The sequence below is a fragment of the Dietzia sp. SL131 genome (genome assembly GCF_026672565.1).
Lineage (GTDB): Bacteria > Actinomycetota > Actinomycetes > Mycobacteriales > Mycobacteriaceae > Dietzia > Dietzia kunjamensis.
Window position 1 is genome coordinate 2,257,087 of sequence record NZ_JAPPRI010000003.1, and the last position, 26,552, is coordinate 2,283,638.

General features: G+C 70.7%; 22 protein-coding genes. 15 read left to right on the forward strand and 7 right to left on the reverse strand.

From position 1 onward, the window contains the following. Positions 1–81 precede the first annotated feature (81 nt). A complete protein-coding gene (locus tag OVA21_RS11485; protein WP_069389110.1) occupies positions 82–639 on the forward strand; it encodes a DinB family protein in 558 nt (185 codons plus the stop codon). 67 nt (positions 640–706) lie between these two features. Further along, complete coding sequence (locus tag OVA21_RS11490; RefSeq protein ID WP_069389107.1) at positions 707–1,324, forward strand: mycothiol transferase; 618 nt, start codon at positions 707–709, stop codon at positions 1,322–1,324. Positions 1,325–1,395: 71 nt separating this feature from the next. Here OVA21_RS11490 and OVA21_RS11495 read toward each other — a convergent pair whose 3' ends face one another. Then, the gene (locus tag OVA21_RS11495) at positions 1,396–2,886 is read right to left on the reverse strand and encodes a WS/DGAT domain-containing protein (RefSeq protein WP_227022221.1); all 1,491 of its coding nucleotides are present in this window, start codon (positions 2,884–2,886) and stop codon (positions 1,396–1,398) included. Positions 2,887–3,045: 159 nt separating this feature from the next. Here OVA21_RS11495 and OVA21_RS11500 point away from each other — a divergent pair, with 159 nt between their 5' ends. Beyond that, positions 3,046–3,636 (forward strand): flavin reductase family protein, encoded by a 591-nt coding sequence (locus OVA21_RS11500; RefSeq protein ID WP_069389108.1) that lies wholly within the window; start codon positions 3,046–3,048, stop codon positions 3,634–3,636. A 413-nt stretch (positions 3,637–4,049) separates the two neighbouring features. Then, entirely contained in the window at positions 4,050–5,006 is a 957-nt protein-coding gene (locus OVA21_RS11505) for a type IV toxin-antitoxin system AbiEi family antitoxin domain-containing protein (RefSeq protein WP_096906988.1), read from the forward strand. A 305-nt stretch (positions 5,007–5,311) separates the two neighbouring features. On the opposite strand, the gene OVA21_RS11510 is transcribed toward OVA21_RS11505, so the two are convergent. Continuing rightward, on the reverse strand, positions 5,312–6,412 hold the full coding sequence (locus OVA21_RS11510) for an o-succinylbenzoate synthase (RefSeq protein WP_096906987.1): 1,101 nt from the start codon (positions 6,410–6,412) through the stop codon (positions 5,312–5,314). Between the two features lie 23 nt (positions 6,413–6,435). Between OVA21_RS11510 and OVA21_RS11515 the strand changes: the two genes are divergently transcribed. The 6 genes from OVA21_RS11515 (at position 6,436) to OVA21_RS11540 (ending at position 14,066) form a co-directional block, all read left to right on the forward strand. After that, on the forward strand, positions 6,436–7,422 hold the full coding sequence (locus OVA21_RS11515; RefSeq protein ID WP_096906986.1) for a 1,4-dihydroxy-2-naphthoyl-CoA synthase: 987 nt from the start codon (positions 6,436–6,438) through the stop codon (positions 7,420–7,422). A 60-nt stretch (positions 7,423–7,482) separates the two neighbouring features. Next, a complete protein-coding gene (gene hsdR / locus OVA21_RS11520) occupies positions 7,483–9,891 on the forward strand; it encodes an EcoAI/FtnUII family type I restriction enzme subunit R (RefSeq protein WP_371607111.1) in 2,409 nt (802 codons plus the stop codon). Between the two features lie 84 nt (positions 9,892–9,975). Then, a complete protein-coding gene (locus OVA21_RS11525) occupies positions 9,976–10,575 on the forward strand; it encodes a type IV toxin-antitoxin system AbiEi family antitoxin domain-containing protein (protein ID WP_067716886.1) in 600 nt (199 codons plus the stop codon). Beyond that, positions 10,568–11,428: a nucleotidyl transferase AbiEii/AbiGii toxin family protein gene (locus tag OVA21_RS11530; protein WP_067716888.1), complete on the forward strand. Its 861-nt coding sequence runs from the start codon at positions 10,568–10,570 to the stop codon at positions 11,426–11,428. Before OVA21_RS11525 ends, OVA21_RS11530 begins: the two co-directional genes overlap by 8 nt. Next, positions 11,425–12,915 carry a class I SAM-dependent DNA methyltransferase gene (locus tag OVA21_RS11535; protein WP_067716891.1) on the forward strand — a complete coding sequence of 497 codons (1,491 nt, stop codon included), beginning with the start codon at positions 11,425–11,427 and terminating at the stop codon, positions 12,913–12,915. Before OVA21_RS11530 ends, OVA21_RS11535 begins: the two co-directional genes overlap by 4 nt. Then, a complete protein-coding gene (locus OVA21_RS11540; protein WP_082923941.1) occupies positions 12,912–14,066 on the forward strand; it encodes a restriction endonuclease subunit S in 1,155 nt (384 codons plus the stop codon). Before OVA21_RS11535 ends, OVA21_RS11540 begins: the two co-directional genes overlap by 4 nt. Here OVA21_RS11540 and OVA21_RS11545 read toward each other — a convergent pair. Then, on the reverse strand, positions 14,050–14,718 hold the full coding sequence (locus OVA21_RS11545; RefSeq protein WP_067716893.1) for a JAB domain-containing protein: 669 nt from the start codon (positions 14,716–14,718) through the stop codon (positions 14,050–14,052). The two genes, OVA21_RS11540 and OVA21_RS11545, sit on opposite strands and share 17 nt — an antisense overlap. Before the next feature lie 452 nt (positions 14,719–15,170). On the opposite strand from OVA21_RS11545, the gene OVA21_RS11550 reads away from it, so the two are divergent. Next, entirely contained in the window at positions 15,171–16,439 is a 1,269-nt protein-coding gene (locus OVA21_RS11550; protein ID WP_067716896.1) for an AMP-binding protein, read from the forward strand. Further along, on the forward strand, positions 16,436–17,395 hold the full coding sequence (locus OVA21_RS11555; RefSeq protein ID WP_253702082.1) for a 1,4-dihydroxy-2-naphthoate polyprenyltransferase: 960 nt from the start codon (positions 16,436–16,438) through the stop codon (positions 17,393–17,395). Before OVA21_RS11550 ends, OVA21_RS11555 begins: the two co-directional genes overlap by 4 nt. Positions 17,396–17,569: 174 nt before the next feature. Here the strand turns inward: OVA21_RS11555 and OVA21_RS11560 are convergent, their stop codons facing one another. The 4 genes from OVA21_RS11560 to OVA21_RS11575 form a co-directional block, all read right to left on the reverse strand. After that, positions 17,570–18,199 (reverse strand): hypothetical protein, encoded by a 630-nt coding sequence (locus OVA21_RS11560; RefSeq protein ID WP_096906983.1) that lies wholly within the window; start codon positions 18,197–18,199, stop codon positions 17,570–17,572. 150 nt (positions 18,200–18,349) lie between these two features. Next, on the reverse strand, positions 18,350–19,702 hold the full coding sequence (locus OVA21_RS11565; RefSeq protein ID WP_173674806.1) for a hypothetical protein: 1,353 nt from the start codon (positions 19,700–19,702) through the stop codon (positions 18,350–18,352). Positions 19,703–19,989: 287 nt separating this feature from the next. Continuing rightward, positions 19,990–20,832 carry a hypothetical protein gene (locus tag OVA21_RS11570; RefSeq protein WP_096906981.1) on the reverse strand — a complete coding sequence of 281 codons (843 nt, stop codon included), beginning with the start codon at positions 20,830–20,832 and terminating at the stop codon, positions 19,990–19,992. Between the two features lie 135 nt (positions 20,833–20,967). Further along, entirely contained in the window at positions 20,968–22,029 is a 1,062-nt protein-coding gene (locus OVA21_RS11575) for a hypothetical protein (protein WP_159981180.1), read from the reverse strand. A 174-nt stretch (positions 22,030–22,203) separates the two neighbouring features. On the opposite strand from OVA21_RS11575, the gene OVA21_RS11580 reads away from it, so the two are divergent. The 3 genes from OVA21_RS11580 (at position 22,204) to OVA21_RS11590 (ending at position 26,513) form a co-directional block, all read left to right on the forward strand. Further along, entirely contained in the window at positions 22,204–22,959 is a 756-nt protein-coding gene (locus OVA21_RS11580; protein ID WP_096906980.1) for an ABC transporter ATP-binding protein, read from the forward strand. Then, positions 22,956–25,556 carry an ABC transporter permease gene (locus OVA21_RS11585; RefSeq protein WP_096906979.1) on the forward strand — a complete coding sequence of 867 codons (2,601 nt, stop codon included), beginning with the start codon at positions 22,956–22,958 and terminating at the stop codon, positions 25,554–25,556. Before OVA21_RS11580 ends, OVA21_RS11585 begins: the two co-directional genes overlap by 4 nt. Before the next feature lie 93 nt (positions 25,557–25,649). Next, positions 25,650–26,513, forward strand: coding sequence for a hypothetical protein (locus tag OVA21_RS11590; RefSeq protein ID WP_254050630.1), 864 nt, complete (start codon positions 25,650–25,652; stop codon positions 26,511–26,513). The last annotated feature ends 39 nt before the right edge of the window (positions 26,514–26,552 follow it).

Sequence of the window (26,552 nt, forward strand, 5' to 3'; positions counted from 1 at the left end):
CCGATCCTGTCCGGATGGGCTGACACGCTGGGCGGACACCACCATCGTCAGGAGACCACCGTGACCACCACGACCCGCCCCATCGACTGGACAGCCCAGCTCGTCGACCAACTCGACTTCCACTGGAACGGCCAACTGCGGCCTCGCCTGGAGGGCATGACCGACGACGAATACCACTTCTCTCCCGCCGCCGACGAGCGCACCTGGGACGTCCGACCCCGTGGGACCGGCACCGCGCCCATGCAGGGCGGCGAGGGCGAGTACACCATCGACTTCGAGTTCCCGGAGCCGGTGCCCGCCCCGCTGACGACCATCGCGTGGCGGATCGGCCACGTCGTCGTCGGCGTCCTCGGCGCCCGGTGGCACTCCCACTTCGGCGGACCGCCCCACGACTACATGACCCACACCTACGCCGGCGACGCCGCGGGCGGACTCGCCCAACTCGATCGCACCTACGCGGGCTGGATGGAGGGCGTGCGGGCGCTCGACGCCGAGGCCCTGGCCGCCCCCGTGGGCGAGGCCGAGGGCCCGTGGGCCGAGTACTCCATGGCTGCCCTGGTCCTGCACATCAACCGTGAGGTCATCCACCACAGCGCCGAGATGTGCCTGCTCCGCGACCTGTACGCCCACACCCGCTGACCCGACCGAAACCGCCCTGACACACCCGAACCCGCCCTGACCCACCCGAACCCGTCGAGGAGTCGTCATGCCCCTGTTCCCCACCACCCGCGTCACCGAGCGGGAGAACCTGCTCGAGTGGATCGACGCCGAGCTGGTCAACGCCCGGTCGATCGTCCACAGCCTCACCGGTGACCAGCTGCGCACCTGCCCCGTGCCGTCGAGCGAACTGACGCTGGGCTGGCTCATCCTGCACATCGGCGAGGTCGCCGAGAGCTGGACGGCCCGCGCCGCCGCCGCACCCGACGCGCCCGCGACCGGACGGTCACTGCCGGAGGCGTTCGCCTGGGCCGAGACCGTCAACCGGGTCGACCCCGACGCCACCGTCGAGGAGATCCTCGCCGAATTCGACCGGCGGCGCTCCGCCGCGCTCGACAACCTCCGGACCTGCGACCTCGACGCCCCGGTGCCGGTACCCGCCGAGATGCCGTGGTTCCCGCCCGGCCAGCCGTCGTTCAACGGACGCTGGGCGGCGATGCACGCGCTGAACGAGATCGCCCGCCACTCCGGACACGCCGACATCCTGCGCGAGGCGATCGACAGCCGGACGATGTACGAGCTGATCGCCGAGGACCAGGGCATCGACATGTCCTACATCGGAGCCTGGTTCGCCGCGCACCCTGAGGTGCCGGCCCCGCAGTGGTGACCGGCGCAGTGGTGACCGACGCAGTGGTGAACGGCGAAGTGGTGGCCGGCCCTCGGTGGCCGGCGGCGGGCTCAGTCCTCGTCGTACCAGCCGTCGAACGTGGTGAACTGGCCCTCGATCATCCCGGCGACCGCTCCCGGTTCGGGGATGAGTTCGGCGTCGGTGGCGATCCCCACGGAGACCGTGCCGTCGTAGCTGAAAATGCAGATCCCCAACGCCTGGTCGCCGCTCATCGGCACCCACCCGAGCATCCCCGACACCGGCGTGCCGGCCAGCGAGACGGTGGAGACGGGCCCGGGCACCGAGGTCAGCTGGCCGACGGTCTTGTTGGCGAACAGGTCGATCACCGCGTGCGCCACCGGGCCGGGCGTGACGGCCACGGTGAGCATGGTGGCGAAGTTGACGTGCGGCTCGAGGGAATAGCGCACCCGCGTCATCGACGTGGTGATCGCCTCGATGAGCTCGTCGGTGTCGTCGACCCACAACGGGAGTCTCATGAGGATGAGCGTGATGTGGTTACCCAGTTCCTCCGGCAACTCGTCACCGACCGGGGAGACCGCCATCGGCACCATGAGATTGATGTCGGAGACCCGCCGGTCGCCCTGGGTGTCGAGGTACTCGGTGAGCGCCTTGGACACGGCGGCCAGCATCACGGTGGTGACGGTCGTGTCGTGCACCTTCGCCACCCGCTTGACCGCCGCCAGGTCGAGCCCCGCGATCCAGGAGACCTTCTTCTCCGCGTGCGCCTTTCCGCTCCAGGACAGTTCGGGGGATCGCGGCTCGAACAGCAGCCGGAAGACGCCCCGGTAGGTGTTGGCGGTCCGGTTCTCCGCGTTGATGTTGTCCGTCAACGACTCCACGACGCGCGTCGGGACCCGCGTCAGCGTCCGACCGGGTGCCGCGACGTCCCGCGCCAGGCGGGCCAGCGTCAGCGGGAACCGGAGTGTGGCGCCGGTCACGCCCCGGGCGATCCCCCACGAGTCCTTGGCCAGTCCGGCACCCGCGCCGGTGACCGCCCCGAGGATGCCGCCGCCGGAGGGCGCGAGATCCCGGCCGACGCTGGGCAGGGACGAGTCGTCCTCGTGTTCGCACAGACCCAGCACGAGCTGGGTGAGCCGGATCCCGTCGACGACGCCGTGCTGGACGCGGAACAGGATCAGCGCCCCCTCCTGCTCGCCCTCGTGCCCGTGGTAGCCCTCGATGAACTCGGCCCGCCACAACGGTTGCCCCTTCGGCAACTGCACCGCCATCTGCTCGGCGATGTAGGCCTCGGCCTCGGCGCGACCGCCCGGCTCGGGAAGCCGGCTGCGCACGAGGTGGTTCGAGATGTCGTAGTCGGGGTCGTCGACCCAGTACCAGCGGCGGCCCCGGCGGACCGGGATGCGGTGGAACACCGGGTGCGCCTCGACCATCCGCGTCTGGATGGCCCGGGTGACCTCGTCCCAGTCGGGGATCTCGGCGAACCACACCAGACAGTTGATGTACATGAGGTTGTCCGGGCGGTCCATGAGCAGCCACAGCTGGTCGCGCAGGGGGATCCGGATCCCGTCGTTCGCCGCCATAGCCCCGGCTCCTCTCGCTCGCCGACCACTCACCGCCGACCACTCTCCGCCGACTGCTCACTGTTGCACCCGTCGATTCGTCCCCACGCTAGAGCAGCGTCGACATGCCCCACCGGGCTATGACCGAAACGGCAACGCAGACGGCGGCACAATGGGCGGATGCGCATCGTTCACACCCCGGATGATCCCCCGGCCAAGGGCATGTACGCCCTGCTCACCGCGTCGATCACACCGCGCCCGATCGCGTGGGTGTCGACGATCTCGGCCGACGGGGTGCCCAACCTCGCGCCGTATTCGTTCTTCACCGTCGCCTGCGCCGACCCGGCGATCCTGTCCGTGACCTCGATCGGGCGAAAGGACACCTATCGCAACGTCGTGGGGACGGGCGAGTTCGTGGTGAACATCGGCACCGAGTCGCTGATGGAGGTCATGAACGCCACCTCGGCGCCCGTCGGCCCGGAGGTCGACGAGTTCGAGATGCAGGGGCTGACCGCCGACCCCTCGGACGTCGTCGCGCCGCCACGGGTCGCCGAGGCGCCGATCGCGTTCGAGTGCGTGCGCCATGACGTGATCGACCTGGGCACCAGCGCGATGCTGCTCGGACGCGTGGTGAGCGTGACGATCGATGACGAGATGCTCGCCGACGACGGTCTGCCCGACTTCGGATCCCTGCTGCCGCCGTCGCGGTTGGGCCGCCACCAGTGGGGGTACGCCCCGCGCACGCGCGAACTGCCCCGGCCGAGGAGGTGAGTGGGTCCCGGAGGTGACCGGTCCCGCGTCCGGCCGCGCCTCCAGCAGCAGCCCGTGCGTCGGCCGCCCTTGCGGCGCCCGCCCCAGTCGCACTAGCCCTGTCGCAGTAGCTCTGCCGCAGCTGCCCCTGTTGCAGCCGCCCCTGACCATGGCGTCTCGCGTGCACCGCGGTGTGGGCGGGACGCCATGGTGGCACGCGGCTGGGCCGCGCGGCTGGGGCGCGGGCGGTGCATAGCCGGTCAAGTAGCCGGCAGTCCGTCAAGTAGACGACAGTCCGTCGAGCTCTTTCCGACGCGCCTGCACACGACCGCCCGTGCCCCGGAATCCACAACCCCGGCCGTCTCCACAGGCCGAGCCGGAAGCGGCCCCCGCTGCGGCGATCCCCGCCTCCCCCAGCGCAATACTGCTTGGACATGAGCACCGATCACTCCCGCCCAGTCGTCATGTCCGCAGCCGAACTCCTCGCGCGCGGGTACAGCCGCCGAGCACGAGAACACGCCGAACGAACGGGTCAGCTCTACCGCGTTCGCCACGGCGTCTACGCGCTCACATCGGACGTCCCCACCGGCCCCGACCAGGCCGAGGCCATACTCGAGATGCGCTCGCGGGCCGCGGCGGGGAGCATCAGCCCGGGGACTGCGATGTCCCACACGTCGGCCCTCGTGTTGCACGGCCTCCCCGTCCACGGAATGGATACCCTGCGGGTCACCACCACCAGGCACCGCCCCGGGAGCGGGAGCAGGCGCAGGAAGAACACGATCTGCCACAATCTCGATCTCGCCGACGTCGTGACCGAGGTGGACGGGATCCCGGTGACGACCCCGGCGCGGACGATCGTCGACGTCGCGCGGTCGAGTCCCTTCACCGGCGCGGTGTGTGCGGCGGACGAGGCGTTGCGTCGCAATCTGTGCAGCTCGGGCGACCTGGCGTCAGAGCTCGAGGCAGCTGCCGGCAGGGTCGGCATCGCGAGGGCCCGGGCGGTGGTGGCGTTCGCCGATCCGGGCGCCCAGTCTGTCCTCGAATCGGTCAGCAGGGTCACCATCAGCCGCGCCGGTCTGCCGATGCCGCAACTCCAGCGGGAGTTCATCTTCCCGGACGGGACCTCGACCTTCGTAGACATGTACTGGGAAGAATGGGGGCTCGTCGGCGAGGCCGACGGGTCGGGGAAGTACGGGATCGACGACGGCGAGGGGTCCGTCCGCCAGAAGCTGCGCGACGAGAAGAAGCGGCAGAACAACATCGAAGCACTGGGCAACATCTTCCGGCGTTGGCAGTGGGAGGACTATCTGCGCGGCAGGATCGTGCCCATCATCCGCGAGGCGATGAGGATCCAGAATTCCCTCGGACGGGGCCCGGGCCGCGCAGCGTGACCTCGGGCCAGCGCCCGGCGCCCCCGCCCCCACCGATGGCGTCTCGCTCCCGGGCAAGGCGTCTCGCTTCCGGACCTGGCGTCTCGCGCCCGGCGCGGCGTCGAAATCCCCCGCCAGCCGCTCCTGGATCTGGCGTCGTGCTCCTGCCGTTGTCCGCGATGGGCGTCCCCGCGCCTGGCCATGGCGTCTCGCCCTCCCCGCGGTGCGTGCGAGACGCCATGGCCAGGCGCGGCTGCGGCGGGGCGGCTGCGGCGGAGCGGCGGGGCAGCTGCGGCGGAGCGGCGGGGCAGCTGCGGCGGGGCCGCTCAGAGAAGTTCGTAGCAGCGGCGGATCCGGTCCAGCCACCAGTCGCGGACCTCACCGCTCACACGCAGGCCCTCCAGCCTCGCCGGGTCCGGCGCCACCGGGCGGACCGGGAGACAGCCGTCCTCGAGGGCGAACGTGCCCGGTTCGACCACGTCCTCGACGAAGAACCCGCCGGTGCCCAGACCTGCGGCGGGAATAGCGTTGTCGTCGTCGTCGTCGGGTCCGGGACGGCCACGCCCGGCACCACCGGGCAGCGCCGCTGCGGCGGCGACACCCGCGGCGACGCCCACCGCCGAGTCGAGGGCGCTGGACACGGTGACCGGCACCCCGAGCTCTGCGGCCACCGCGAGCAGGCAACGCGGCCCGCCCAGCGGCGCGACCTTGACCACCGCCCGGTCGGCGCCGCCCGCCCGCACGACGCGCAGGGGGTCGGAGGCGCGGCGGATGGACTCGTCGGCGGCGACGTCCACGTGCACCCCGTCGGCGGCGAGACGCTCCCGCAGCGCGACCAGCTCCTCCACCGTCGCGCAGGGCTGTTCGGCGTACTCCAGGCCCGGCCCATCCAGTGAGACCGGGCCGGTGCCGGGGCCACGCGCGACGTCGTCCGCACGCACCGCCTGGTCCAGCACCCGGATCGCGTGGGCCGCCTCGGCGACCGACCACGCCCCGTTGGCGTCCACCCGCACGCGCGCGCCGGGGCGGGCCTGGAGGACGGCGGCGACGCGGGCGACGTCGTCGACGAGCTGCTGCCCGGACTCGGCCACCTTGACCTTGACCGTCATACAGCCCGGGAAGCGGTCGAGGATCGCCGCGACGTCCCCGGCCGCGACCGCCGGGACCGTGGCGTTGACCGGGACCCGGGAACGCAGCGCCGGCGGCGGGCCCTGCCACGCCATCTCCAGCGCGGAGGCCAGCCAGTGGGTGGACTCGAGATCGTCGTACTCTCCGAACGGACCGAATTCGCCCCACCCGGCGGGGCCCTCGATCAGCGCGACCTCACGTTCGGTGACGCCGCGGAACCGCACCCTCATCGGCAGGGCCACCACGTGCACGCGGGCGAGCAGATCGTCGATCGACTCGGGGCCCGGTACGGATGTCATGGCTCCACGCTAACGTCGAACCCATGACCGAGAGCAGCGCACCGCAGGACCAGGCCACCGGAAACCCGTTCGACCCGTCGCAGTGGCGGGAGGTCGAGGGCTTCCGGAACGGGGAGGACCTGACCGACCTGACCTACCACCGCCACGTGGGCGAGGGCCGTGTCAACGGGACCGTGCGGATCGCGTTCGACCGCCCCGACGTGCGCAACGCGTTCCGCCCGCACACCGTGGACGAGCTGTACCGCGTCTTCGACCACGCGCGCCGCTCCCCCGACGTCGGCACCATCCTGTTCACCGGCAACGGGCCCAGCACTCGCGACGGCGGGTGGGCGTTCTGCTCGGGTGGCGACCAACGGATCCGTGGCCGGTCCGGATACCAGTACTCGACCGAGCACGACTCGGACGTCGCCGGCGCCACGGCCGACAAAGTCGACGAGGCGCGCGTCAAGGCCGAGGGCGGGCGGCTGCACATCCTCGAGGTGCAGCGGCTCATCCGCACCATGCCGAAGGTCGTGATCTGCCTGGTCAACGGGTGGGCGGCCGGCGGTGGGCACTCGCTGCACGTGGTGAGCGACCTGACCCTGGCCTCCCGCGAGCACGCCCGGTTCAAGCAGACCGACGCCGACGTGGGCTCCTTCGACGCCGGCTACGGCAGCGCCTACCTGGCCAAGCAGGTGGGCCAGAAGTTCGCGCGCGAGATCTTCTTCCTCGGCCAGGCGTACACGGCCGAGGAGATGTTCCACATGGGTGCCGTCAACCGGGTGGTGGACCACGCCGAGCTGGAGAACACCGCCATCGAGTGGGCGCGGCAGATCAACGGCAAGTCGCCCACCGCGCAGCGGATGCTCAAGTTCGCGTTCAACCTCACCGACGACGGACTCATGGGCCAGCAGGTGTTCGCCGGTGAGGCCACGCGGCTGGCGTACATGACCGACGAGGCGGTGGAGGGCCGCGACGCGTTCCTCGAGAAGCGCGAGCCCAACTGGGACGACTACCCGTACTACTACTGAGCAGGCGGCGACGCGAGCCGCGGATACAGTGCTCACACGACGAGTAAACAGCGCGGTCCACTGGAGCGCGACACATGTCGCGACCTCGTGGTGCCCGCCCTCCGCACGGCTGGCTGGGCGGCAGAGGCGATCACGCCGGAGTATGCGCTCGCTCAGACGATGCGAACAGGGCCGGATGGCACGGTCCAGGCGCTCCCCGGTCGGCGCGTGGATTATGTTCTCGAGATCGCCCCGGGTCAGCCGGTCGCAGTCGTCGAAGCCAAGCGTGCGTACCGCTCGGCTCGAGATGGGCTCCAACAGGCACTCGATTACGCCAAGAAGCTCGAGGTCCCCCTCGCCATCGCGACGAACGGGTCCGAGATCATCGTCCATGACCGCTCGGCCGGGACTGAACGGAAGGTGGACGGATTCCCCACGCCTGTCGAGGCGTGGGACTCCTACCGCACATTCATGAAGCTCGAAGGGCCGGAGGCCGACCTCCTCCTCGAGCCACTCAGTAGGAGGAAGGTCTCGACTGACGGAACGATCCACGAACCCCGCTACTACCAGGCGCTGGCGATCAGCGCGGTCCTCCGGGCGATCGCCCGAGGTGATCAGCGGATCCTGCTCCTCATGGCCACTGGCACGGGCAAGACGTTCACCGCCATGCAGATCGTCGCCAAAATTCTCGGATACCAGGAGAAAGTGCGGCCCGAGGAAAACTACAGGGTGCTCTACCTGGCCGACCGGGACGTGCTCCTCACTCAGCCGATGCGTAACGACTTCGGTCCGGCCTTCGGCAACGAGCGGCTGCAACGTGTCCGGCTGGGCGCCGACCAGAGCGGGGAGCTGTACTTCGCGAGCTACCAGGCGCTGCACCAGGGGGCTGCCGGTGAGGAACTCCTCGAGCAGTTTCCCCGAGACTTCTTCGACCTCGTCATTGTCGACGAGTGCCATCGCGGAAGTGCCACCGCCAACTCCCGATGGCGCGGCACCCTCGACCACTTCGCCTCAGCGATCCACCTCGGACTCACTGCCACTCCGCGCGACGACACGGTCCACAGCTACGAGTATTTCGGCAACCCGGTCTATCGCTACTCCCTCCGCGACGGGATCGAGGACGGCTACCTCGCCCCCTACCGAATTCGGCGGGTGATCCTCGACGCCGACGCAGAGGGCTGGACGCCCGACCCCGGGCAGCGGGATCTCTACGGACGCGAGATACCTGCGGGGGTGTACACCACTCGCGACTACGAGCGCGCCCTCTCACTCCTGCCTCGCACCAAGGCCATGGCCCACCACCTGTCCGGGCTACTTCGGCAGAACCCTGAGCACAAGGCGATCGTCTTCTGTGTGAGCACGCAGCATGCCGACGACGTTCGGTCCGCACTCGTCGTCGAGAACCCGGACCTCGTCCGCGCGGATCCTGAATGGGTCGTCCGGATCGTCGGCGTGGAGGAGGAGAAGGCGCGTCTACTCGAGGCGTTCTGCGACACGGAGTCGGCGTCGCCCGTCGTCGCCACCACCTCCCGGCTCCTGTCCACCGGCGTTGACGTTCCCGACCTGCGGTACGTCGTGATCTTCCGACCGGTGGGCTCGTCCATCGAGTTCAAGCAGATCGTCGGCCGAGGCACCAGGCTCTTCCCCGAGGGCGGAAAATCGGTATTCGAGGTGGTCGACTACGTCGGTGCCTCTCAGCATTTCAGTGACCCGGACTTCGACGGCACGCCCCCCGACATCACGATAGAGACGACGGACGGCAGTGGCGACGTCGTCGAATCGATTTCCGAGCCCGGTAGCGACTCGACCGGAACCGGCGCCCCCGCCCCCGCGCCCGCCGACCCGACGCTGAACGAGCCCGAACCCGAGTTTCGGACCGAGGACCCTGACGACGTCGACAACCCCGGCGGGACCAGAGAGCCCCGAACTACTTACGTCGTGGTCGACGGCGTCGTGACGGTGACCTCGGAGGCGGCGATGGTGATCGACAGGTCGACCGGCGAGCCACGGATGGTCGAGGTACGGACTGTGGTCGAGGGCACCATGTCCGGTTACGGGGACGCCGCCTCGCTCGGCACGCTGTGGGCGGACGAGTCCACCCGCCATGAGATCCTCGAGTCCCTGGCGGGGCGGGGAATCGACCTTGACGGACTCAGGGCACTTGCAGACGAGTCGGGTTCCGACTTGTTCGACGTGCTGCTCTCGATGGCGTTCCAGACGCCGGTCCGGACCCGGGCCGAGCGGGCCCGCCGTGCACGGGAATCGCACGCCGAGGAGATCCGCGCCCAGAGCGAGGCCGGCCGAGCCGTTCTCGTCGGGCTCCTCCAGCGGTACGAGGAATTCGGCATCGACGACATCTCGATGCGCACCGTCCGGCTCCGGCCGATCTCTAACGCGGGGAGCATTACCGAGATCGCCAGTGCGATGGGCGGCCCAGACGCCCTGCGCGAGGCAGTTCGCCAGGTTCCCGACTGGCTATATGGCGCCTAGCTACATAGTAACTTTAGTTTTGCGCATAAGTGCATGGTATAACTATATGGTTCTTTGATTTCGCGCTGATGGTAGGCTCATTGCATGACCGCCTCCTCGCTCGACCTACGCCGCCGCCTACACGCGGTCGCGTTCGGTCAGGCGGGCTATTTCTCGTCCGCCCAGGCCGTAGAGGCCGGGTACTCGCACCAGGCGCAGAAGTACCACGTGGACGCCGGGAACTGGACCAGGGTCGACCGTGGCATCTTCCGACTCCCCGACTGGCCGCCTAGTCCCGAGGACGAGTATGTCCGGTGGACCCTGTGGAGCCGGGGTCGCGGAGTTGTCTCGCACGAGTCGGCTCTTCGCGCCCACAGCCTCTCAGACGCCAACCCGGCGCGCCTGCACTTGACGGTGCCCCCGGGGTTCCGCGCCCAGGACGATTTCGTGGTCACCCACATCGGTGAGCTCGATCCAGCCGACCGAATCGATTACCACGGGTGGTCGGTCACCTCGATCCCACGCACTCTCGCCGACGTCGCGGGGACCGAATCAGTTTCGCAGGAAATCGTCGACGACGCGGTCCGTGGCGCCCTCGCCGGCGGGAACACCACGGAGCGCCGACTCCGCCGCCTCGCGCACGACCTGCCCGCCGTCGCCGCACTCCGTCTCGAGCGCGCGTTGGGAACCGTGGCCCGTGACTGACGCCCGCGCCCGGAGCGTCAATCACCGGCTGCGCAACCTCGCCGCCGAGCACCGAGTTGATCCGCTCCGCCTACGCAACCGCGTGCTCTTCCAGCTCGTCCTGCGGCGTCTCGCGGCCGACCGTCGCTGGGTCCTCAAGGGCGGATTCGCCTTGGAGACCCGTCTCTGGCTTGACGCCCGCAGCACCAAGGACCTCGACCTGGCTCGACTCAGCGCCGGATCTCCCGACGCCGACGAGCTGCACGACCTCCTCGACGAGGCATTGGACCACGATCCGGGAGACGGCTTCCGTCTAGTCGCGCGGGCGCCCCGGCCCGTCCGCGCGGAGGACGAGCTTCCCACCACGTGGCGGGTGGTGATCGAGGCCTATCTCGGTTCGACCGAGTTTGGGGTCGTCACTCTCGACGTCGTCACCGCCGACCACCTTGACGACGACGAGGTGGAGCACCTGCTCGTCGAACCGCTCCTGCTGGGCGAGCCGTTCACCGTTCCCGCCGTGGACGTAGACCGGCACGCAGCCGAGAAGCTGCATGCCTACTCGCGGATCTACGCGCACAACCGCCCGTCGTCCCGAGTCAAAGACCTCGTCGACCTCGCATTGCTCCTAGACCGTGGCCTCGTCGATCCGACGCGGTTGGGTGTGCGACTCACCGCGGTCTTCACCGATCGTGACGGCGAAGCGCCGCCGGCCGACCTCGAACCACCGCCCGGGTCGTGGGCCGAGCCGTTCGCCGCGATGGCGGCTGATCTCGGGCTCACCCACCCCGACCACGCCTCCGCGTTCCGCGCCGTCCGCGAGACGTACCTGACCGCACTGTCCCGCATGCCCCCGACCGAGAAAGACCTCCCATGAGCGCCCGCGTCACCGCGAAGGAACCCACCACCCAGGCCCGGCTCCAGTCGGTCATCAAGACCTCCCGGCAGATCATGCGCAAAGACGCGGGGCTGAACGGCGAGTTGGACCGCCTGCCCCAGCTGGCGTGGCTGTTGTTCCTCAAAGCCTTCGACGACCTCGAAGAGGAGCGCGCGCTGGTCAACGAGGCCTACGAGCCCGCACTCCCCCAGGCGCTCCGCTGGTCCACCTGGGCGCACGAGAAGTCCGTCACCGGCGACCCCCTGATCGCCTTCATAAACGAGCGGTTGATTCCACACCTGCGCACCGTCCACGGATCGGGTCGGCCAGGGGACCCCCACGACACGCTGGGGCACGTCTTCGCCGACGTTCGGAACCGGATGCAGTCCGGGCACCTTCTCCGGCAGCTGGTCGACCAGGTGGACAAGATCAGCTTCACCTCCCGTGACGAGGTGCACACCATGGCCATGTTCTACGAGACCATGCTCAAGGAGATGCGGGACGCCGCCGGTGACTCCGGCGAGTTCTACACCCCGCGTCCGGTGATCAGGTTCGTGGTGGACCAGGTCGACCCGAGGCCCGGCGAGAAGGTCCTCGACCCAGCGTGCGGGACGGGCGGGTTTCTCTCCGAGGCCTACCGGCACATGACCGCCGGGGACGTCTCGGCCGCCGATCACGAGAAGGTCTCCGCCGGGTTGCGCGGGATCGAGAAGAAAGGCTTGCCCTACCTGCTGTGCCAGATGAACCTCCTGCTCCACGGCGTGGATCGGCCCAACGTCACCGAGGGCAACGCTCTCATCCACCCGCTTTCTGAGGTCAAGCGGGACGGCGTGGACGTGGTGGTGACCAACCCACCGTTCGGTGGCGAGGAGGAGCGGCTGATTCTCGAGAACTTCCCCACCACCTTCCGCACGGCCGAGACGGTGTGGCTCTTCTTGCAGTCCGTCATGGCTCGCATCGAGAAGAGCCCGCGCGGGCGATGCGGGATCGTCGTGCCCAACTCGGTGCTCTTCGACACCGGCGTGGGTGGGCGAATCAAGAAGGACCTTATGACGCGGTTCAACCTGCACACCGTGGTCCGCCTCCCCAACGGCGTCTTTGCTCCGTATACCCTCATCCCCTCGAACATCCTGTTCTTCGAGAAGGGCGGGCAGGGCCCCGTGTGGTTCTACGAGGTGCCGCCGCCGGAGGGGCGCAAGAACTACACCAAGACCAAGCCCATGCGCTACGAGGAGTTCGAGACCTGCCAGCGGTGGTGGGGCGGCGCGAGCCGCGAGGGCAGAGTCGAGAACGAACAGGCGTGGAAGGTCGATTACGCAGATATCGAGGCCGGCGGATTCAACCTCGACCTACACAACCCCCACCGCCCCGACGCGCTGGACCAGCGGCCTCCCGCCGAGCTGATTGCCGATTTGATCCAAACGGAGAAGGAACTCCTGGCGGTCTATGAGGAAATGCAGGCGGCCATCGCGGAGTTCGAGCTGTGAAGGTCGATTGGGTGCCGCTTGGGGAGGTTGCCTCCCTCCGCCGATCTCCTGTCGACGTCGACCCGACAGCTTCCTATCGCGAGATCGGGATTCGGTCCTTCGGCAAGGGTTGCTTCATCAAGGAGCCGGTATCCGGCACCGAGATCGGCGACAAGAAGATTTTTCAGATCAAGTCCGGCGATCTGTTATTCAGCAATGTCTTCGCATGGGAGGGCGCGGTCGCAGTTTCCGACGAGCGACACGAGGATCTAGTTGGCTCGCACCGTTTCATGACGTGGGAATGCACCCCAGAGAGGGCGAGCGCAGAGTTTCTCCGTGACTATTTCCTCTCCGATCGCGGGCTCGCGGAACTTAGGAAGGCATCTCCGGGCTCCGCCGGACGCAATAAGACACTGTCGATCAAGAACCTCGAGCGCCTGAGAGTTCCCCTCCCCTCGCTCGCCGAACAGACCCGAATCGCCGAGCACCTGAGACAAATCGGACGCGAACACAAGAGCACCACTCGCCAAGATCCCTCGAGAGTCGCACTCGACTCGACCTTGTCCGCGTGGTTGGGCCAGCTTCCTGCGGCACCACTTGGCGAGCTGATTGAGTTCGCTCCAAAGCCAAGAAAGGTCGACAGTGCCGATGAAGTGCAGTTCGTACCTATGGCAGCAGTCGACCCTATTACAGGAACTATCACCAATGTTGAGGTGAAGTCTCGCGGCGAAGTCGGAACCGGCTACAGGCAGTTCATTCCTGGTGATGTGATATTCGCCCGGATCACACCGTGCATGCAGAACGGCAACTGTGCGATATACGTAGACGAGCTGGGTCGCACCGGATACGGGTCTTCCGAGTTCTTTGTCCTCCGCGCTTCTTCACCGGAATTTGCAGAGTGGGTGTGGCGCGTCCTCAGAACTGAGTGGTTTACATCGCAGGCAAGAAGGGCCTTCACTGGTACCGCCGGACAACAGCGCGTTCCCGCCGATTTTGTGAAGACTGTTGCCTTTCCTCTGCCGGGCGACGATGAGCTCGCGGGCGCAATCGAACGGATTCGCACCATCCAGGAGCTTCGCCTCACGTCGGCAAGTCTCCACGGCAAGCGCAACGAGCTCGCCGTCGCCGTCCTGCCCGCCGCCCGGAACGAGATCTTCACCGCGATGCACTGACGCTCCGCCACGCCTCGCCGGCCACCACCACGTGGTCAAGGAACCGAAGTCCCACCTCCTCCGCGGCGGACCGGATCCGGTCGGTGGCGGCGCGGTCGGCGGCACTCGGAGTGGGATCCCCCGCCGGGTGATTGTGCGCGAGCGCCAAGGCGGCCCCATCGTGACGCAACGCGACGGCCAACACTTCACGGATCGGCAGGCTCGTCGTCGTCGACCCTCCCCGCGCCACGGACTCCACACGCGTCACCCGGTTGCGGCCGTCGGCCACCACCACCAGGACCTCCTCGCGCGTGGCAGAGCCGATCAAGGGGATGGCGACGGTAGCAATATCAGCCGACGAGCCGAGGATTCGCCCCTCGGCCGGGCCCTGGACGCGGCCGGCGAGTGCGAACGCGGCCACGATCCTGCATGCCTTGGCCGGGCCAATCCCGGGCAACCGGCCGAGGTCCGCCGCGGTGGCCCGGGCCAGTCCGGCGAGCGAGCCGAACTCTGCCACGAGCCGCGTGGCCAGGGCGACGGCGTTCTGCCCCGCTACACCAGAGCCGACATGGATGGCGATCAGTTCGGTGTCGCTGAGAGCCGACGGGCCGAATCGCACAAGCCGCTCACGAGGGAGGTCGTGGGCGGGGAGATCCCTGAACGGGGTGGCCATGGCACCGACCGTAGGTAGCCGGCCACCGAAGCGTCCACCCCTTGAAGCGCTCTGTGGAAAAGGTCGACAACCATCCACAGGACTATGACTATGACTCCGACCCGACTGTGCGGGCACTAAGACGCCCGGCGGGTCGTCGCGCATCCGGAGCGCAAGTCTGGGGTTGTCGCCGAGCGCGGCGGCCATACGGCGCCCTTCCCACCGGACCGCGGGGGCTGGCCGCGACCGGGGTCATCGGCGCAGCGGACGGCGGCGGGGCCAGACGCGAGTCCCGGCTCGCGAGCACCCTATGTAGGGCCCAAATGCCACAGCATCGGCTCAGGCGTGGACATCGCGATGGGCATCTGCGGGCGCTCGACAGTCAGTCCGGGCTACGCGGCGCAACGGCGTAGTGGCGCGGCTCGCGACGGAGTGGCTCGGAGGGGCACAGCTGCGGATAGGGTCTGCAGACCATGGCCAAACCCCGCGACACGCGCGCCTGCCGCGAACTGCGCACCCTGCCCGTCCCCGGCGGCCCGGCGGTCGCCGAGGTGTTCCCGGCACTCGCGCGGATGCTCGCCGACCGCGGGCCGGCGCTGCTGCCGGTGCCGGCCGACGACCCGGTGCGCTCCCGGATCCTCGTCGACAGCCAGCGCCCCGGCGACCCGATCGACGACCGCACCGCCCTGGTGGTGAGCACCTCCGGGTCGACCGGAACACCCAAGGGCGCGATGCTCTCCGCCGCCGCGCTCGCCGCCTCCGCCGAATCGACCGACACCGTGCTCGGCGGGCCCGGCCGGTGGCTGCTCGCGCTGCCCGCGCACCACATCGCCGGGTTGCAGGTGATCCTGCGGTCGCTGCGCGCCGGGCACGAGCCGGTCGTGATGGACGTGACCCGCGGGTTCGACCCCGCGTCCCTGCCCGACGCTGTGGCCGCGTGCCGGGCGGGGGCCGGGACCGGGACCGGAGGGCCCGCGACCGGGGGCGGGACCGGAGGGCCCGCGACCGGGGGCGGCAGCCCGCGCGCGTACACCTCGCTCGTCCCGGGTCAGCTGGCCAAGGTCCTCGACGACGGCCCGCCCGACGCCGTGGCCGCGCTCGCCGAGCTCGACGCGGTCCTGCTCGGCGGGGCCGCGGCCGCACCGGAGCTGCTCGCCCGCGCCGCGGACGCCGGCATCCGGGTAGTCCGGACCTACGGCATGAGCGAGACCGCGGGCGGATGTGTCTACGACGGCGCCCCGCTCCCGGGGGTGACGGTGGAGGTCGACGACGACGAGGGCCGCGTCTGGCTGGCCGGCCCGCAGCTCGCGTCGGGGTACAGGAACGCACCGGATCACCCCGCGTTCGCCCGGGCGGGATGGTTTCGCACCGACGATGCCGGGACGCTCGACCCCGGGGGCGGGCTCCGGATCCTCGGCAGGGTCGACGAGGCGTTGAGCGTCGGTGGGCTCACGCTCCTCCCGCAGACCGTGGAGGATGCACTCCGCACGCATCCTGCGGTGGTCGACGTCGTCGTCGTCGGGATCCCGGACGAACGGCTCGGGACCAGGCCCGTCGCGGCGGTCACGCTCCGCTCCTCCGCGTCGCCGGACGACCTGCGCGCACACGTGGCCGCGTCTCTGGGGGCGCACTCGGCCCCTGCGATCGTCGCCGTGCTGGACGCGTTGCCCATGCTGCCGGGCGGCAAGGTGGACCGACGCGGCGTCGCCGCGGGCTTCCTCGATGGGACAATCGGGGCATGAGCCGCGAGACCGATCCCGTCATCCACCGCGAGACCCCTCCCGCCAGCGACGCCGACGCCGCCACCACCGAGCCCGGGGGCGCCACGTTCTCCCACTGGCTCGAGGGCGCCCGCCCCCGCACCTGGCCCAACGCGTTCGCCCCAGTGCTCGTCGGCTCGGCGGCCGCGGCGCTCGCGGGCGGGTTGGTGTGGTGGCAGGCGATCCTGGCGCTCGTGGTGGCGTGGTCGTTCATCGTGGGCGTCAACTACGCCAACGACTACTCGGACGGCATCCGCGGCACCGACGACGACCGCGTGGGCCCGCTGCGACTGGTGGGCTCGGGACTGGCCCGGCCGACGACGGTCAAGCGCGCCGCGTTCGGGTTCCTCGGACTGGGCGGACTCGCCGGGCTGGTGCTCAGTGCGACGTCGGCACCGTGGCTGATCCTGGTCGGGGTGGCCTGCATCCTGGCGGCCTGGTTCTACACGGGCGGCAGGTCCCCGTACGGCTACCGCGGTTTCGGCGAGGTCGCGGTGTTCGTGTTCTTCGGCCTGGTCGCCGTGATCGGTACGCAGTTCACGCAGCTCGGGTCGGTCACCTGGTACGCGGTGGTGGCGGCCGTGGCGGTGGGGAGCTTCTCCTGCGCGGTGAACCTCACCAACAACCTGCGGGACATCCCCTCGGACACCGAGTCCGGCAAGATCACGCTGGCCGTGCGCCTGGGCGACTCGCGGACCCGCGGCCTGCACGCGGTCCTGGAACTGCTGGTGCCGCTGTTGGCGACGCTCGCACTGATCCCGGCGACGCCCTGGGCGCTGCTGGGGCTGCTGTCGTTGCCGGTGGCGTGGAAGGCCAACGCGCCGGTGCGCGCACGGGCGACGGGTGCCGGACTCATCCCCGCGCTGACGATGGCCGGGATGGCAATGCTCGCGTGGAGCGTGCTGGTCAGCGCCGGGTTCGTGATCGCCTCGCTGTGACACGGCGGTGCGCGTTCACCCCGGCGGTCCGCGGAGGCCCGGCGACGAGCCCCCGCGCCCGGCGCGGTACAGACGACGGCGGCCGGCCCCCACCTCGGGGACCGGCCGCCGTCGATGTACGTGCGGACTACCTGCCGGATGTACTGAGTGCCGAATGTGCTGAGCGCCGGGTGGCTACTTGCCGAGTGAGCCCTCGGGCACGGCGTTCCAGGCGGACTGGATCCCGTTGTTGAGGGCCAGGGCGGCACCGCGGAGGGCGTCCTTGACCTGCTCGGGCACCGGCAGCGTGTCGATATCGGCGATGGTGACCGTGCCGGGGGCCGGAGGGGCCACCGGCGCGGCCACGGGCGCCGGAGCCGGGGCCGGGGCGGGACGCGGTGCCGGGGCGCCGCCGCCACCGGTACCGCCGGTGGTCCCGCCCGCACCGCCGGTGACGGTGACCGTGGTCGTCTCGGTGCGTACCGGGACCCCGAAGATGAAGGCGGTCGCCACGGGCTCGTACACGCCCGCGACGGTGGGGGTGCCCCTGATCGCGGTGGTGGCCGGATCGTAGGTCAACCCGGGCGGCAGGCCCCGGAACTGGATCGAGGCGCCGGGGGGCGGTGTCACGTAATCGCTGACCCGCCGCTCGAAGTACTGTCCGACCCGCATCGACAGGGACGGCAGCGCCGCGGGCGCCACGTCGGTGGCCTCGACGACCAGGGGCGCATGGTCGGGCGCCTCCGCCTGGCCGGACGCGACCCCGACCGCGGCCATGGCGGCGAGTGCGAGGGAGGAGGCGACGACAGGACGGGAGATACGCATACAGGCCTTCCAGTGGGTGACACCGCGAGATCGCGACCGTCCCAAGGTAACCCACGAGAGCACCACACCCCGGGGCCATCTCACGAAGTGAGACGACCCCGGGGTGGAGGTGGTCACCGGCGACCTACCCGGCCGCCGGGAGTCTGTCGGTCAGCCGCGACCGTTGGCGACCGTCGGGCCAGGGGCCTGGACCCTGTTCGGGGCGCCGGCGGCCACGGTCGGCGCACCGGCGGCCACGGTCGGGGCGACCGACCCGGAGGAGCCACCGTTTCCGGTGTCGCTCGATCCGCCGGTGGTGGTGCCACCCGTGGTGGTCGACCCGGGCAGGGCCGGCAGGATCGCGGTCGAGCCCGGGATCGAGGAGCCGCCGCCCAGCGCCAGGCTCAGCCCGGCGATGCCGAGGAGCGCTGCGCCCGTCAGCGCCAGCCCCGGGGCCAGGGCCCCGAGGGAACCGGTGTCCGCGGGGAAGGACGATCCCGGGACGGTGATCTCGCCGCCGCCGGTCAGGTCCCCGCCGGTGACGATCTCGGTACCGGTCTGGGTTCCGCCGGTGGTGGTGGAGCCGGGGATCGTGGAGCCGGTGGTCTCGGTGTCGCCGTCGGCGGTCGAGCCGGTCTGGGCGTCCGAGTCGATCAGGGAGCCGAGCGGGGCCAGCGGTCCCAGGCTCTGGGTGTCCAGGCCACCGGTGGCGTCACCGCTCACCTCGCCCTCGGCGGTGGAACCCGGCATGCCGAGCGAGCCGTTGGCCGGGGCGTCGGTTCCGGGACCGTCGGCGTCCGGCGCGTCCGGGGTCTCCGGCGCGCCGTTCGACAGGCTGCCGAGGCCGAACTCACCGTTGGCCGCGCTGCCGAGCGGGCCGGTCGGCGCATCCGTGGCGTCCGGGCTCTCGGGGGTGACCCCACCCTGTCCCGTCGAACCGGCGGCGAGGTCGGCGACCGAACCGGCGTCGCCGCCGAGGGAGGAGACGATGCCCGCCACGGCGCCGAGGATCGCGTCCGTGCCGTCGGAGCCCGTGGTGATCTGGCCACCGGCCTGCGCCTCGCCGCCCAGGCTGCCCTCGACTGCGGCCGTCCCCTCGCCCGAGGCGCCGGCCGGCGCGGAACCATTGGCGTTGTTGATCGTCAGGGTGACGGGAATCGTGACTAGTCCGCCCATGCCCCGACCGGTCACCTGAATGGTGTACACGCCCGGAGTGGTCACCGCGCCCGAGATGCGGCCGTTGCCGTCATACTCCAGCCCTTCCGGAAGTCCGGTGACGTCCTCAATGACGAACCCGGCCGACTGGGTGGCCTGGACCAGCGTCCCGGCGTCGAAGGAGAACTCCGCGCCAGCGTTGAACGATGGGGCAGCCACGGCGACCGTCTGGATGTCGCTACGGACGGTGGGCGCATCGGGAGCGGCGATGACCATTCCGCCCACGAGCGCGACCGCTGCTGCGGCTGCGACGGGGGCGGCAAGGCGACCCCGGACGATACGACGAGGACGGGCGAGGCGAGCACGCATCGGCTGGTTCCTTCCGGAGGGGTTCAGATCGCTCACTCCGCGGAACGGGAGGGCAGACCATTACGAGTGCCACTCTAACCACATGCACACCGACTGTCTACTTCTGTCACATAATTCACTCGGTTCTCATAAGTCACACCAGTAACACACCCCCTGGGTATATTCGCGCGCGCGGATCCGCGCTCACCGCTTCGGCATGCGCAGCGCCGCAGGGAGACGGCCGCGGGAAAATCACGGCGGCCCGGCCCCCGTGTCGGGGCCGGGCCGCAGGAGACCGAGAGGCGGGGTCAGGCGCCGGGGACCGGGACCGAGGTCGCGAGCGCCGCCTCACCGGCATCCGCGTCGTCCGGGTCGCCACCGTCCCGGTTCGCACCGTCGGTGCTCGCATCGTCGGAGGCGGCGATCGAAGTTCCGGTTCCGGCCTCGTCGGCGGAGGTCGTGGTGGTGGCCGGGGCGGACGTGGTGGAGCTGGCGGTGGCCGTGCCGGTGACCGTGCTGACAGGATTGCCGTCACCGTCGACGATCACCGTGACCGGCGGCGGGACCATCTCGCCGCCGAAGACCAGCGAGCACAGCCCCTCGCTGAGCGAGCCGGCCTCGCCGACGAGCGCCGACCCGCGCCCCTCCCCCGCGACCATGTCGAGCAGATTCGGGAAGGAATCCAACGCCGAGGTGATCAGATCGATGACGCCGGTGGGCACACCGTCGATCCCGAACAGCGGGTAGAACTTGGCGACCGAGCCGCCTAGGGCGGGCAGCTCGCAGACCTCATCGGTCTCGGGCGCGAGGTCACCGACGCTGGTGTCGTCCCCACTGCCGGAATCGAGACTGTCCGACTCGAGACTTCCCGGCGAACCGCCACCGAGCGAACCCGAATCGGCACCCTCACCGTCAGCTCCGCCCTCACCGTCGACTCCGTCCTCGCCGGAGGCGTCGTTCGAGGCGCCCTCGGACCCTCCGGCGAGGCTGGACGCGTCGGGGTCGCCCCCCTCGAGACTGCCGAGCGAGATGCTGCCGGACGTGGTCTCACCGGGGAGGGCACCGTCGTCCTGCGCGTTGACGACGGGGACGGACAGGGTGACCAGCGCGAGTGCAGCGGCGGCGGCGGTGACGACCTTGCGGGTGAACATGTGTGATGGACCCTCTTCGACGGCGACGGAGGTAATCGAGCCACTGCGCCCCACCGGGCCGCCTGAGGTCGACAGGGGGACTCTATCGCCCCGACCCGCGCCCCGTGGGGACATTGCCCGGGGGCGCGGGGAAGGTCACTGCCCGAGGCTGCCCGCGCCGGTCGTGAGCAGACCCAGCAGCGCGGCGGGGCCGTCGCCCGGAACAGCCGCACCGGTCGTCGCCCCGCCCGTGGTGGCATCGCCGCCCTCAGTGGTCGTCGCCCCGCCCGTGGCGGTCTCTCCACCGGTCAGGCCGCCGAGCAGCGACGGGGAGATCGTGCAGAGGATCTGACCCACCGAGCCGAGGCTCTCGACCGAGCCGCCCTCGCCGAGCACGGACGGGAGCAGGTTGACGACCGTGTTGAGCAGAACCATCACGAGTCCGGCCGATTCGGCATCGTCGCCACCGGTCACCAGCGGCAGCAGCTGGACCAGCGAGGCACCGTCCATCTGCCCGTCCCCGATGACCGCGCACAGATCCGGGGTGGCGCCGACCTCGTCGTCGTCCCCGGTCGTCTCACCGTCGCCGGCGCCCGTTCCGTCACCCTCATCGCCGGCGAGGGTGTCGTCCTCGGCGGTCGGATCACCGGGGACCGCCGAGAGCGTGGGGTCGGACTGCGTGGCGGTCGTCGTGGTCTCGGCCGTGGTGGCCGGGCTGGTGGTGGCCGGGCTGGTGGTGGCCGGGCTCGTGATGGCCGGGCTCGTCGTCGCCTCCTCGTCCTCCGACGGGGCACCCGCGCCGTCGGTGACGGTGATGGCGACCTTCTCCGACTGCGAGATCCCCGAGTTGGAGACGGTGACGAGCACCTCGTACTCGCCCGCGCTGGTGGGCGTGCCGGAGATGACCCAGCCGTTCTGGGTCAGACCGTCGGGCAGGCCGGTGACCTGCACCGTCGTCCCGGGCGGGATGGTGCCGCCGGCGGCCTGGGCGACGACGGGCTCGAGGTCGAGGTTGACGGCCGTGCCGAGCGGGAGCTCCTGCGCACCGGCCTGGCCGGTCGCGTTCTGGGTCAGCTGGATGTCGCCGGCGTCGACGGCGGCGGGCGCACCCACCGCGGCGACGGTGCCACCACCGACCACGGCGAGCGCGGCCAGGGCGCCGCCGAGGGCGAGGGAACGGGCACGGGGGGCGGTGCGGTGCGAGCGTCGCTGGAACATGAGGTCACCTTGTCGTCCGGGAGCTGGGCACGACCGGGTCCGGCCCAGTCACACAGGTACCATACGTCACATCAGTCACATGGGCCACAGGTGCGGTGTCGTGTCGGACCGGGTCTCCACAACCGGGGTCCCTACACTCACCTCCGGACGCCACGCCGCGACGGAAGGACCCACGTGACCCCACCCCCCGAGATCGCGATCCGGGCCCACGGCCTGCGCAAGACCTATTCCCACGGGCGGGTGAAGGTACGCGCACTGGACGGCGTGGACGTGGCGATCGACAAGGGGCGCTGGACCGCGGTCATGGGCCCGTCAGGCAGCGGCAAATCCACCCTCATGCACTGCCTGGCCGGCCTGGACACGCCCGACCACGGCACGGTATCGATCGGATCGACCGAGATCACCCGCCTGGGTGACGCGGGACGTACCCGGCTGCGACGCACCCGGGTGGGCTTCGTGTTCCAGTCCTTCAACCTCGTGCCGGCGCTCTCGGTACGCGAGAACATCGCGCTCCCCGTGCGGATGGCGCTGCGTCGCCCGGACCGGTCGCGCCTCGACTCGCTGGTCGGCGAGCTCGGGATCGGCGACCTGCTGAAGCGGCGCCCGCACGAACTGTCCGGCGGCCAGCAGCAGCGGGTGGCCATCGCCCGCGCCCTCCTGCCGCGCCCGGACGTGGTGTTCGCCGACGAGCCGACCGGCAACCTCGACTCCGAGTCCGGCGAGTCGGTGCTGGGACTGCTCGGCGCGTGTGTCCGCGAGGCCGGCCAGACCGTCGTCATGGTCACCCACGACGCGCACGCCGCCGCCCACACCGACACCGTGGTGGTACTGGCGGACGGACGGATCGCCGACGAGGTCCCCTCCCCCACCCCCGAGGCCGTCCACACGGCCATGCGCTCGCTCACCGGCCGCCGGCCGGCCACCACGTGAGCCCCCACCTGGTCCTGGGTCAGCTGCGCGCACACGCGGGCCGCTACCTCGGCACCATCCTGGCGATCGCCGTGGCCGTCGGCTTCGTCCTGGCCTCGGTGGGCGTACTCCGCACGATGACCGCCAGCGCCGACGCGACCTTCGGGATGCGGTACTCGGGCACCGCCGTGCTCGTGCAGAACCTCGGCGACCGCACCTCCGCCGGCACCGACGCCGCGCGCGAGGAAGCGGCCGAGGCCCAGCGGCTCGGCCTGGGGGCCATCGCCGCCACCCCCGGGGTGCGGGCCGTCACCGTGGACGCCCAGACCTACGTGCGGGTCCGCGCCGAGGGACGCGCCCAACAGGTGACGACGACGACGGCGCTCGCCACCGACGACGGTCTGCGCTGGCAACCGCTGGCCGACGGGCGGCTCCCCGCCGCTCCCGGTGAGGTGGCGATCCGCAGTGACGCGGACCTCCCGCTGGGCGCCACGTTCGAGGTGCTGCCGAGCGGCGCCGGTGATCCCGTCCCCGTCACGGTGGTGGGGCTGTTCGACCTTGCAGGGCAACCGGACATGAACTCGGCGTTCCCCCTCTACACCGTCGACGAGCAGGTACAGCAGTGGGCGCCGAACGGGGCCGGGGGCGATATCCGTGTGGCCGGCGACGGCACGGTGTCGGACGAGGCGCTGGCGGCGGAGATCGAGCAGCGCCTGGACCGGATCCCGGGCACGTCCGCCGTCGAGGTGTCCACCGGCGCGGCCGAGGCGGACGCTCTCGCGGAGTCCTTCATCGGCAGCCGCGACGTCTACACCCGGGCCCTGCTGGCCTTCACCCTGCTGGCCGTCGCGGTGGCCGCCCTGGTCATCGGCACGACCTTCGCGGTGGTGTTCGCCGCGCGCGTCCGGGAGACGGCACTGTTGCGCTGCCTGGGCGCCTCGCGGCTGCAGTTGCGACTGTCCGGGATGGCCGAAGCCCTGGTTGTCGGCGCCGTGGCGACCGCCGCGGGGTTGGCGTTGGGTCGGTTCGCGGTCTCACTCGCGGCCCGGGAGGCCCCCCGGCTCGGCGTGACGATTCCCCTGCAGGAGGTCAGCGTCCCCGGATCCGCCTATCTGCTCGCCGCCGCGGTGGGCGTGGGCGTCACCCTCGTCACCGCTCTCCCGCCCCTGTGGCGCGCCACCTCCGGCAGCCCACTGGAGGCGCTGCGCCCGGCCGATGTACGGCCCGACCCGTGGTGGCGGCGGCTGGCTATGGTCGCGGTGGGTGCCGTGGTGGGCGCCTTCGGCTGGCACTCGATGTCGGCGGCCGTCGAGGCGGGGGCCGTCGTCCAGGCCGGCGCGTGGGGCGTTCTCGCGTTCCTGGGGATCCTGGCCGTGGTCGCCGGTGCCCTGCCCACCCTGCTCGGGGCGCTCGGCAGCGTGGTGGGAGTGCTGCTCGGCCCGGTGGGTCTGCTCGGCGCTCGGAACATCGCCCGCAGTCCGCGCCGCACCGCCGCCACCTCGGCGGCCGTACTGGTGGGCGTGACTCTCACCGCGACGATGGTGACCGGCATCGCCCTGCTCGGACCGGCCATCCAGGCACGGCTCGTCGACCGCGTCCCGCTGGACATCGCCGTGACCGCATCGAGCGGCGGCACCCTGCCCGAGGGACTGCCGGGGACGCTGGCGGAGCTCCCGGGCGTGGACGAGTCCCTGGTCGTGACCGACATGTACGCGGAGGGCCCCGGGGGAAAGCGCACGGTCCTCAGGGTCGCCGACCCGGAGCGGGTCGGCGACGTGATGCGCCGCGACGTCGTATTGCCCGGGCCCGGGGAGATCGTGCTCCCGGAGTCCTCCCCCGTGGCCGCCGGTGCCCGCGACGGCGAGACCGTCCGGTTCACCTTCTTCTCCGACGACGACGGTCGCGACCTGGTCGTGCGTCGGACGAGCGATCAGTGGGCCCTGGCCGCGCCCGGGAGCGTGCCCGCCTGGCCCGTGGCGCAGTTGCCCGACGGGTCCCCGTGGCCGGAGGGCGTGGAGGTGCCCACCCAGTTCGTCCCACGCACCGAGGTCTGGCTGCGCATGGATGACTCCCTGGCCGGTCAGCAACTCGAGTCGGCACTGCAGGGCGTGCGTTCCGCCGTCGTGGACGCCGCGCCCGATGCGGCCGTGACCGAGAGCTTCGCCTCCCGCGAGCAGATCGCCACCTCTGTCCGGACCGTCCTCACCTCCAGCTCGTTGTTGCTGGCGGTGGCGGTCGCACTGGCCCTGGTGGGGGTCGCCAACACGCTCACGCTGGCGGTCCGGGAACGGACCCGGGAGATCACCCTGCTCAGAGGCGTCGGGGTCACCCGCTTCGGCGTGTGGCTCATGCTTGTCCTCGAGACCGCGTTGGTGGCCGCCTGCGCCGCAGCCCTGGGCGTGCTGCTGGGGGCGGCCTTCGGCACGGCCGGGGCGGCCGCGCTCACGGGGACCGGTTCCGGCGCGGGAGGCATCTTCAGTGACCTCGGTGGGGTCGGTAACGATGGTGTACCCGTGGCCGATCTGGTGAAGGTGGGGTTCGGGGGCGTCCTCGCGGCTGTCCTCGCCGCCGCCGTCGCCTCCGTCGGGGCGGTCCGATCCCGGGTCGCGTCGGACTAGATGCTCGCGCTTCCCGACCGTCCTCCGGGGTGAAAAAGATTCCACCCCGTCCGTCCGGTAGCCATCCTTTGACAGAACTGAGACACTATCGTTATGAGAACTCGGGTGCTCCTCGCCGCCGGCGCAACAGCGCTGGTGGCCGCGTCCTGCGCGCAGCCGGAGCCACAGGTGCTCTCCGAGGCTCCGCGCTCTGCGTCCGCGACGGAGATCACGTCGCCGACCACCACCGAGCGTGACGAGCAGCCCGGGAAGTTCATCGCGCGATGTGCGACCGAGGCCGACGGCGGGACGCCCGGCCTCACCATCTTCACCGACGGATCGCAGAACGTCACCGATCACTGCCTGAGCAGGTACTACATCGGGGTCCAGCCCGCTCCCGGGGCACTGTACGTACCCGACGAGGAGGCCGGTACCTACGCGCCTCCCAGCGAGACCGCACCCGTCGAGACGACGGGCGAACAGTGGACGCCCGCCCAGCCGCGAACCGATATCGGGTTCGAGGATGATCAGGAGCTCCTCGGCGACGGGGAGACGACCGAGAATCCGGATGAGCCGGGCACCGAGGATCCCGACACGGACGATCCGGATACCCCGACGAGCCCGACCGACGGGACGTCGCCCACCTCGCCCACGACGCCGCCCACGACCGAGCCGGGCGGTACCGAGCCCGTCGTGACGGATCCGACCACTCCCGGGACCAGCACTCCCGGCACCACCGAACCCGGCGACACCACCCCCACGGGGACCGGCTCGTCCGAGCAGCCGACGACGGTGCCCACCGTGACCGAGGCGCCGCAGGAACCGCAGCCGGGCCCGCTGACATCCGTGATGTCCGCCGCCCCGTCGGGGTCGGTCGGCCCCACCGGGTCGCAGACCCCCACCGAGTCGGGGACGTCAGTGGGGCTCCCCGCATTCCGCTGGCCCGGGTCGTTCTGGCCGGGCGGCCCGCAGGGCTGACCTTCCGAGGGCATGCCCTCCGACCGGGTGTGAACTCCG

Excerpts from the sequence above, each read along its gene's own strand:
- OVA21_RS11490 (WP_069389107.1), top strand. The coding sequence starts at position 707 with ATGCCCCTGTTCCCCACCACCCGCGTCACCGAGCGGGAGAACCTGCTC.
- OVA21_RS11495 (WP_227022221.1), bottom strand. The coding sequence starts at position 2,886 with ATGGCGGCGAACGACGGGATCCGGATCCCCCTGCGCGACCAGCTGTGG.
- OVA21_RS11500 (WP_069389108.1), top strand. The coding sequence starts at position 3,046 with ATGCGCATCGTTCACACCCCGGATGATCCCCCGGCCAAGGGCATGTAC.
- OVA21_RS11505 (WP_096906988.1), top strand. The coding sequence starts at position 4,050 with ATGAGCACCGATCACTCCCGCCCAGTCGTCATGTCCGCAGCCGAACTC.
- OVA21_RS11510 (WP_096906987.1), bottom strand. The coding sequence starts at position 6,412 with ATGACATCCGTACCGGGCCCCGAGTCGATCGACGATCTGCTCGCCCGC.
- OVA21_RS11515 (WP_096906986.1), top strand. The coding sequence starts at position 6,436 with ATGACCGAGAGCAGCGCACCGCAGGACCAGGCCACCGGAAACCCGTTC.
- OVA21_RS11525 (WP_067716886.1), top strand. The coding sequence starts at position 9,976 with ATGACCGCCTCCTCGCTCGACCTACGCCGCCGCCTACACGCGGTCGCG.
- OVA21_RS11535 (WP_067716891.1), top strand. The coding sequence starts at position 11,425 with ATGAGCGCCCGCGTCACCGCGAAGGAACCCACCACCCAGGCCCGGCTC.
- OVA21_RS11545 (WP_067716893.1), bottom strand. The coding sequence starts at position 14,718 with ATGGCCACCCCGTTCAGGGATCTCCCCGCCCACGACCTCCCTCGTGAG.
- OVA21_RS11550 (WP_067716896.1), top strand. The coding sequence starts at position 15,171 with ATGGCCAAACCCCGCGACACGCGCGCCTGCCGCGAACTGCGCACCCTG.
- OVA21_RS11555 (WP_253702082.1), top strand. The coding sequence starts at position 16,436 with ATGAGCCGCGAGACCGATCCCGTCATCCACCGCGAGACCCCTCCCGCC.
- OVA21_RS11560 (WP_096906983.1), bottom strand. The coding sequence starts at position 18,199 with ATGCGTATCTCCCGTCCTGTCGTCGCCTCCTCCCTCGCACTCGCCGCC.
- OVA21_RS11565 (WP_173674806.1), bottom strand. The coding sequence starts at position 19,702 with ATGCGTGCTCGCCTCGCCCGTCCTCGTCGTATCGTCCGGGGTCGCCTT.
- OVA21_RS11570 (WP_096906981.1), bottom strand. The coding sequence starts at position 20,832 with ATGTTCACCCGCAAGGTCGTCACCGCCGCCGCCGCTGCACTCGCGCTG.
- OVA21_RS11575 (WP_159981180.1), bottom strand. The coding sequence starts at position 22,029 with ATGTTCCAGCGACGCTCGCACCGCACCGCCCCCCGTGCCCGTTCCCTC.
- OVA21_RS11590 (WP_254050630.1), top strand. The coding sequence starts at position 25,650 with ATGAGAACTCGGGTGCTCCTCGCCGCCGGCGCAACAGCGCTGGTGGCC.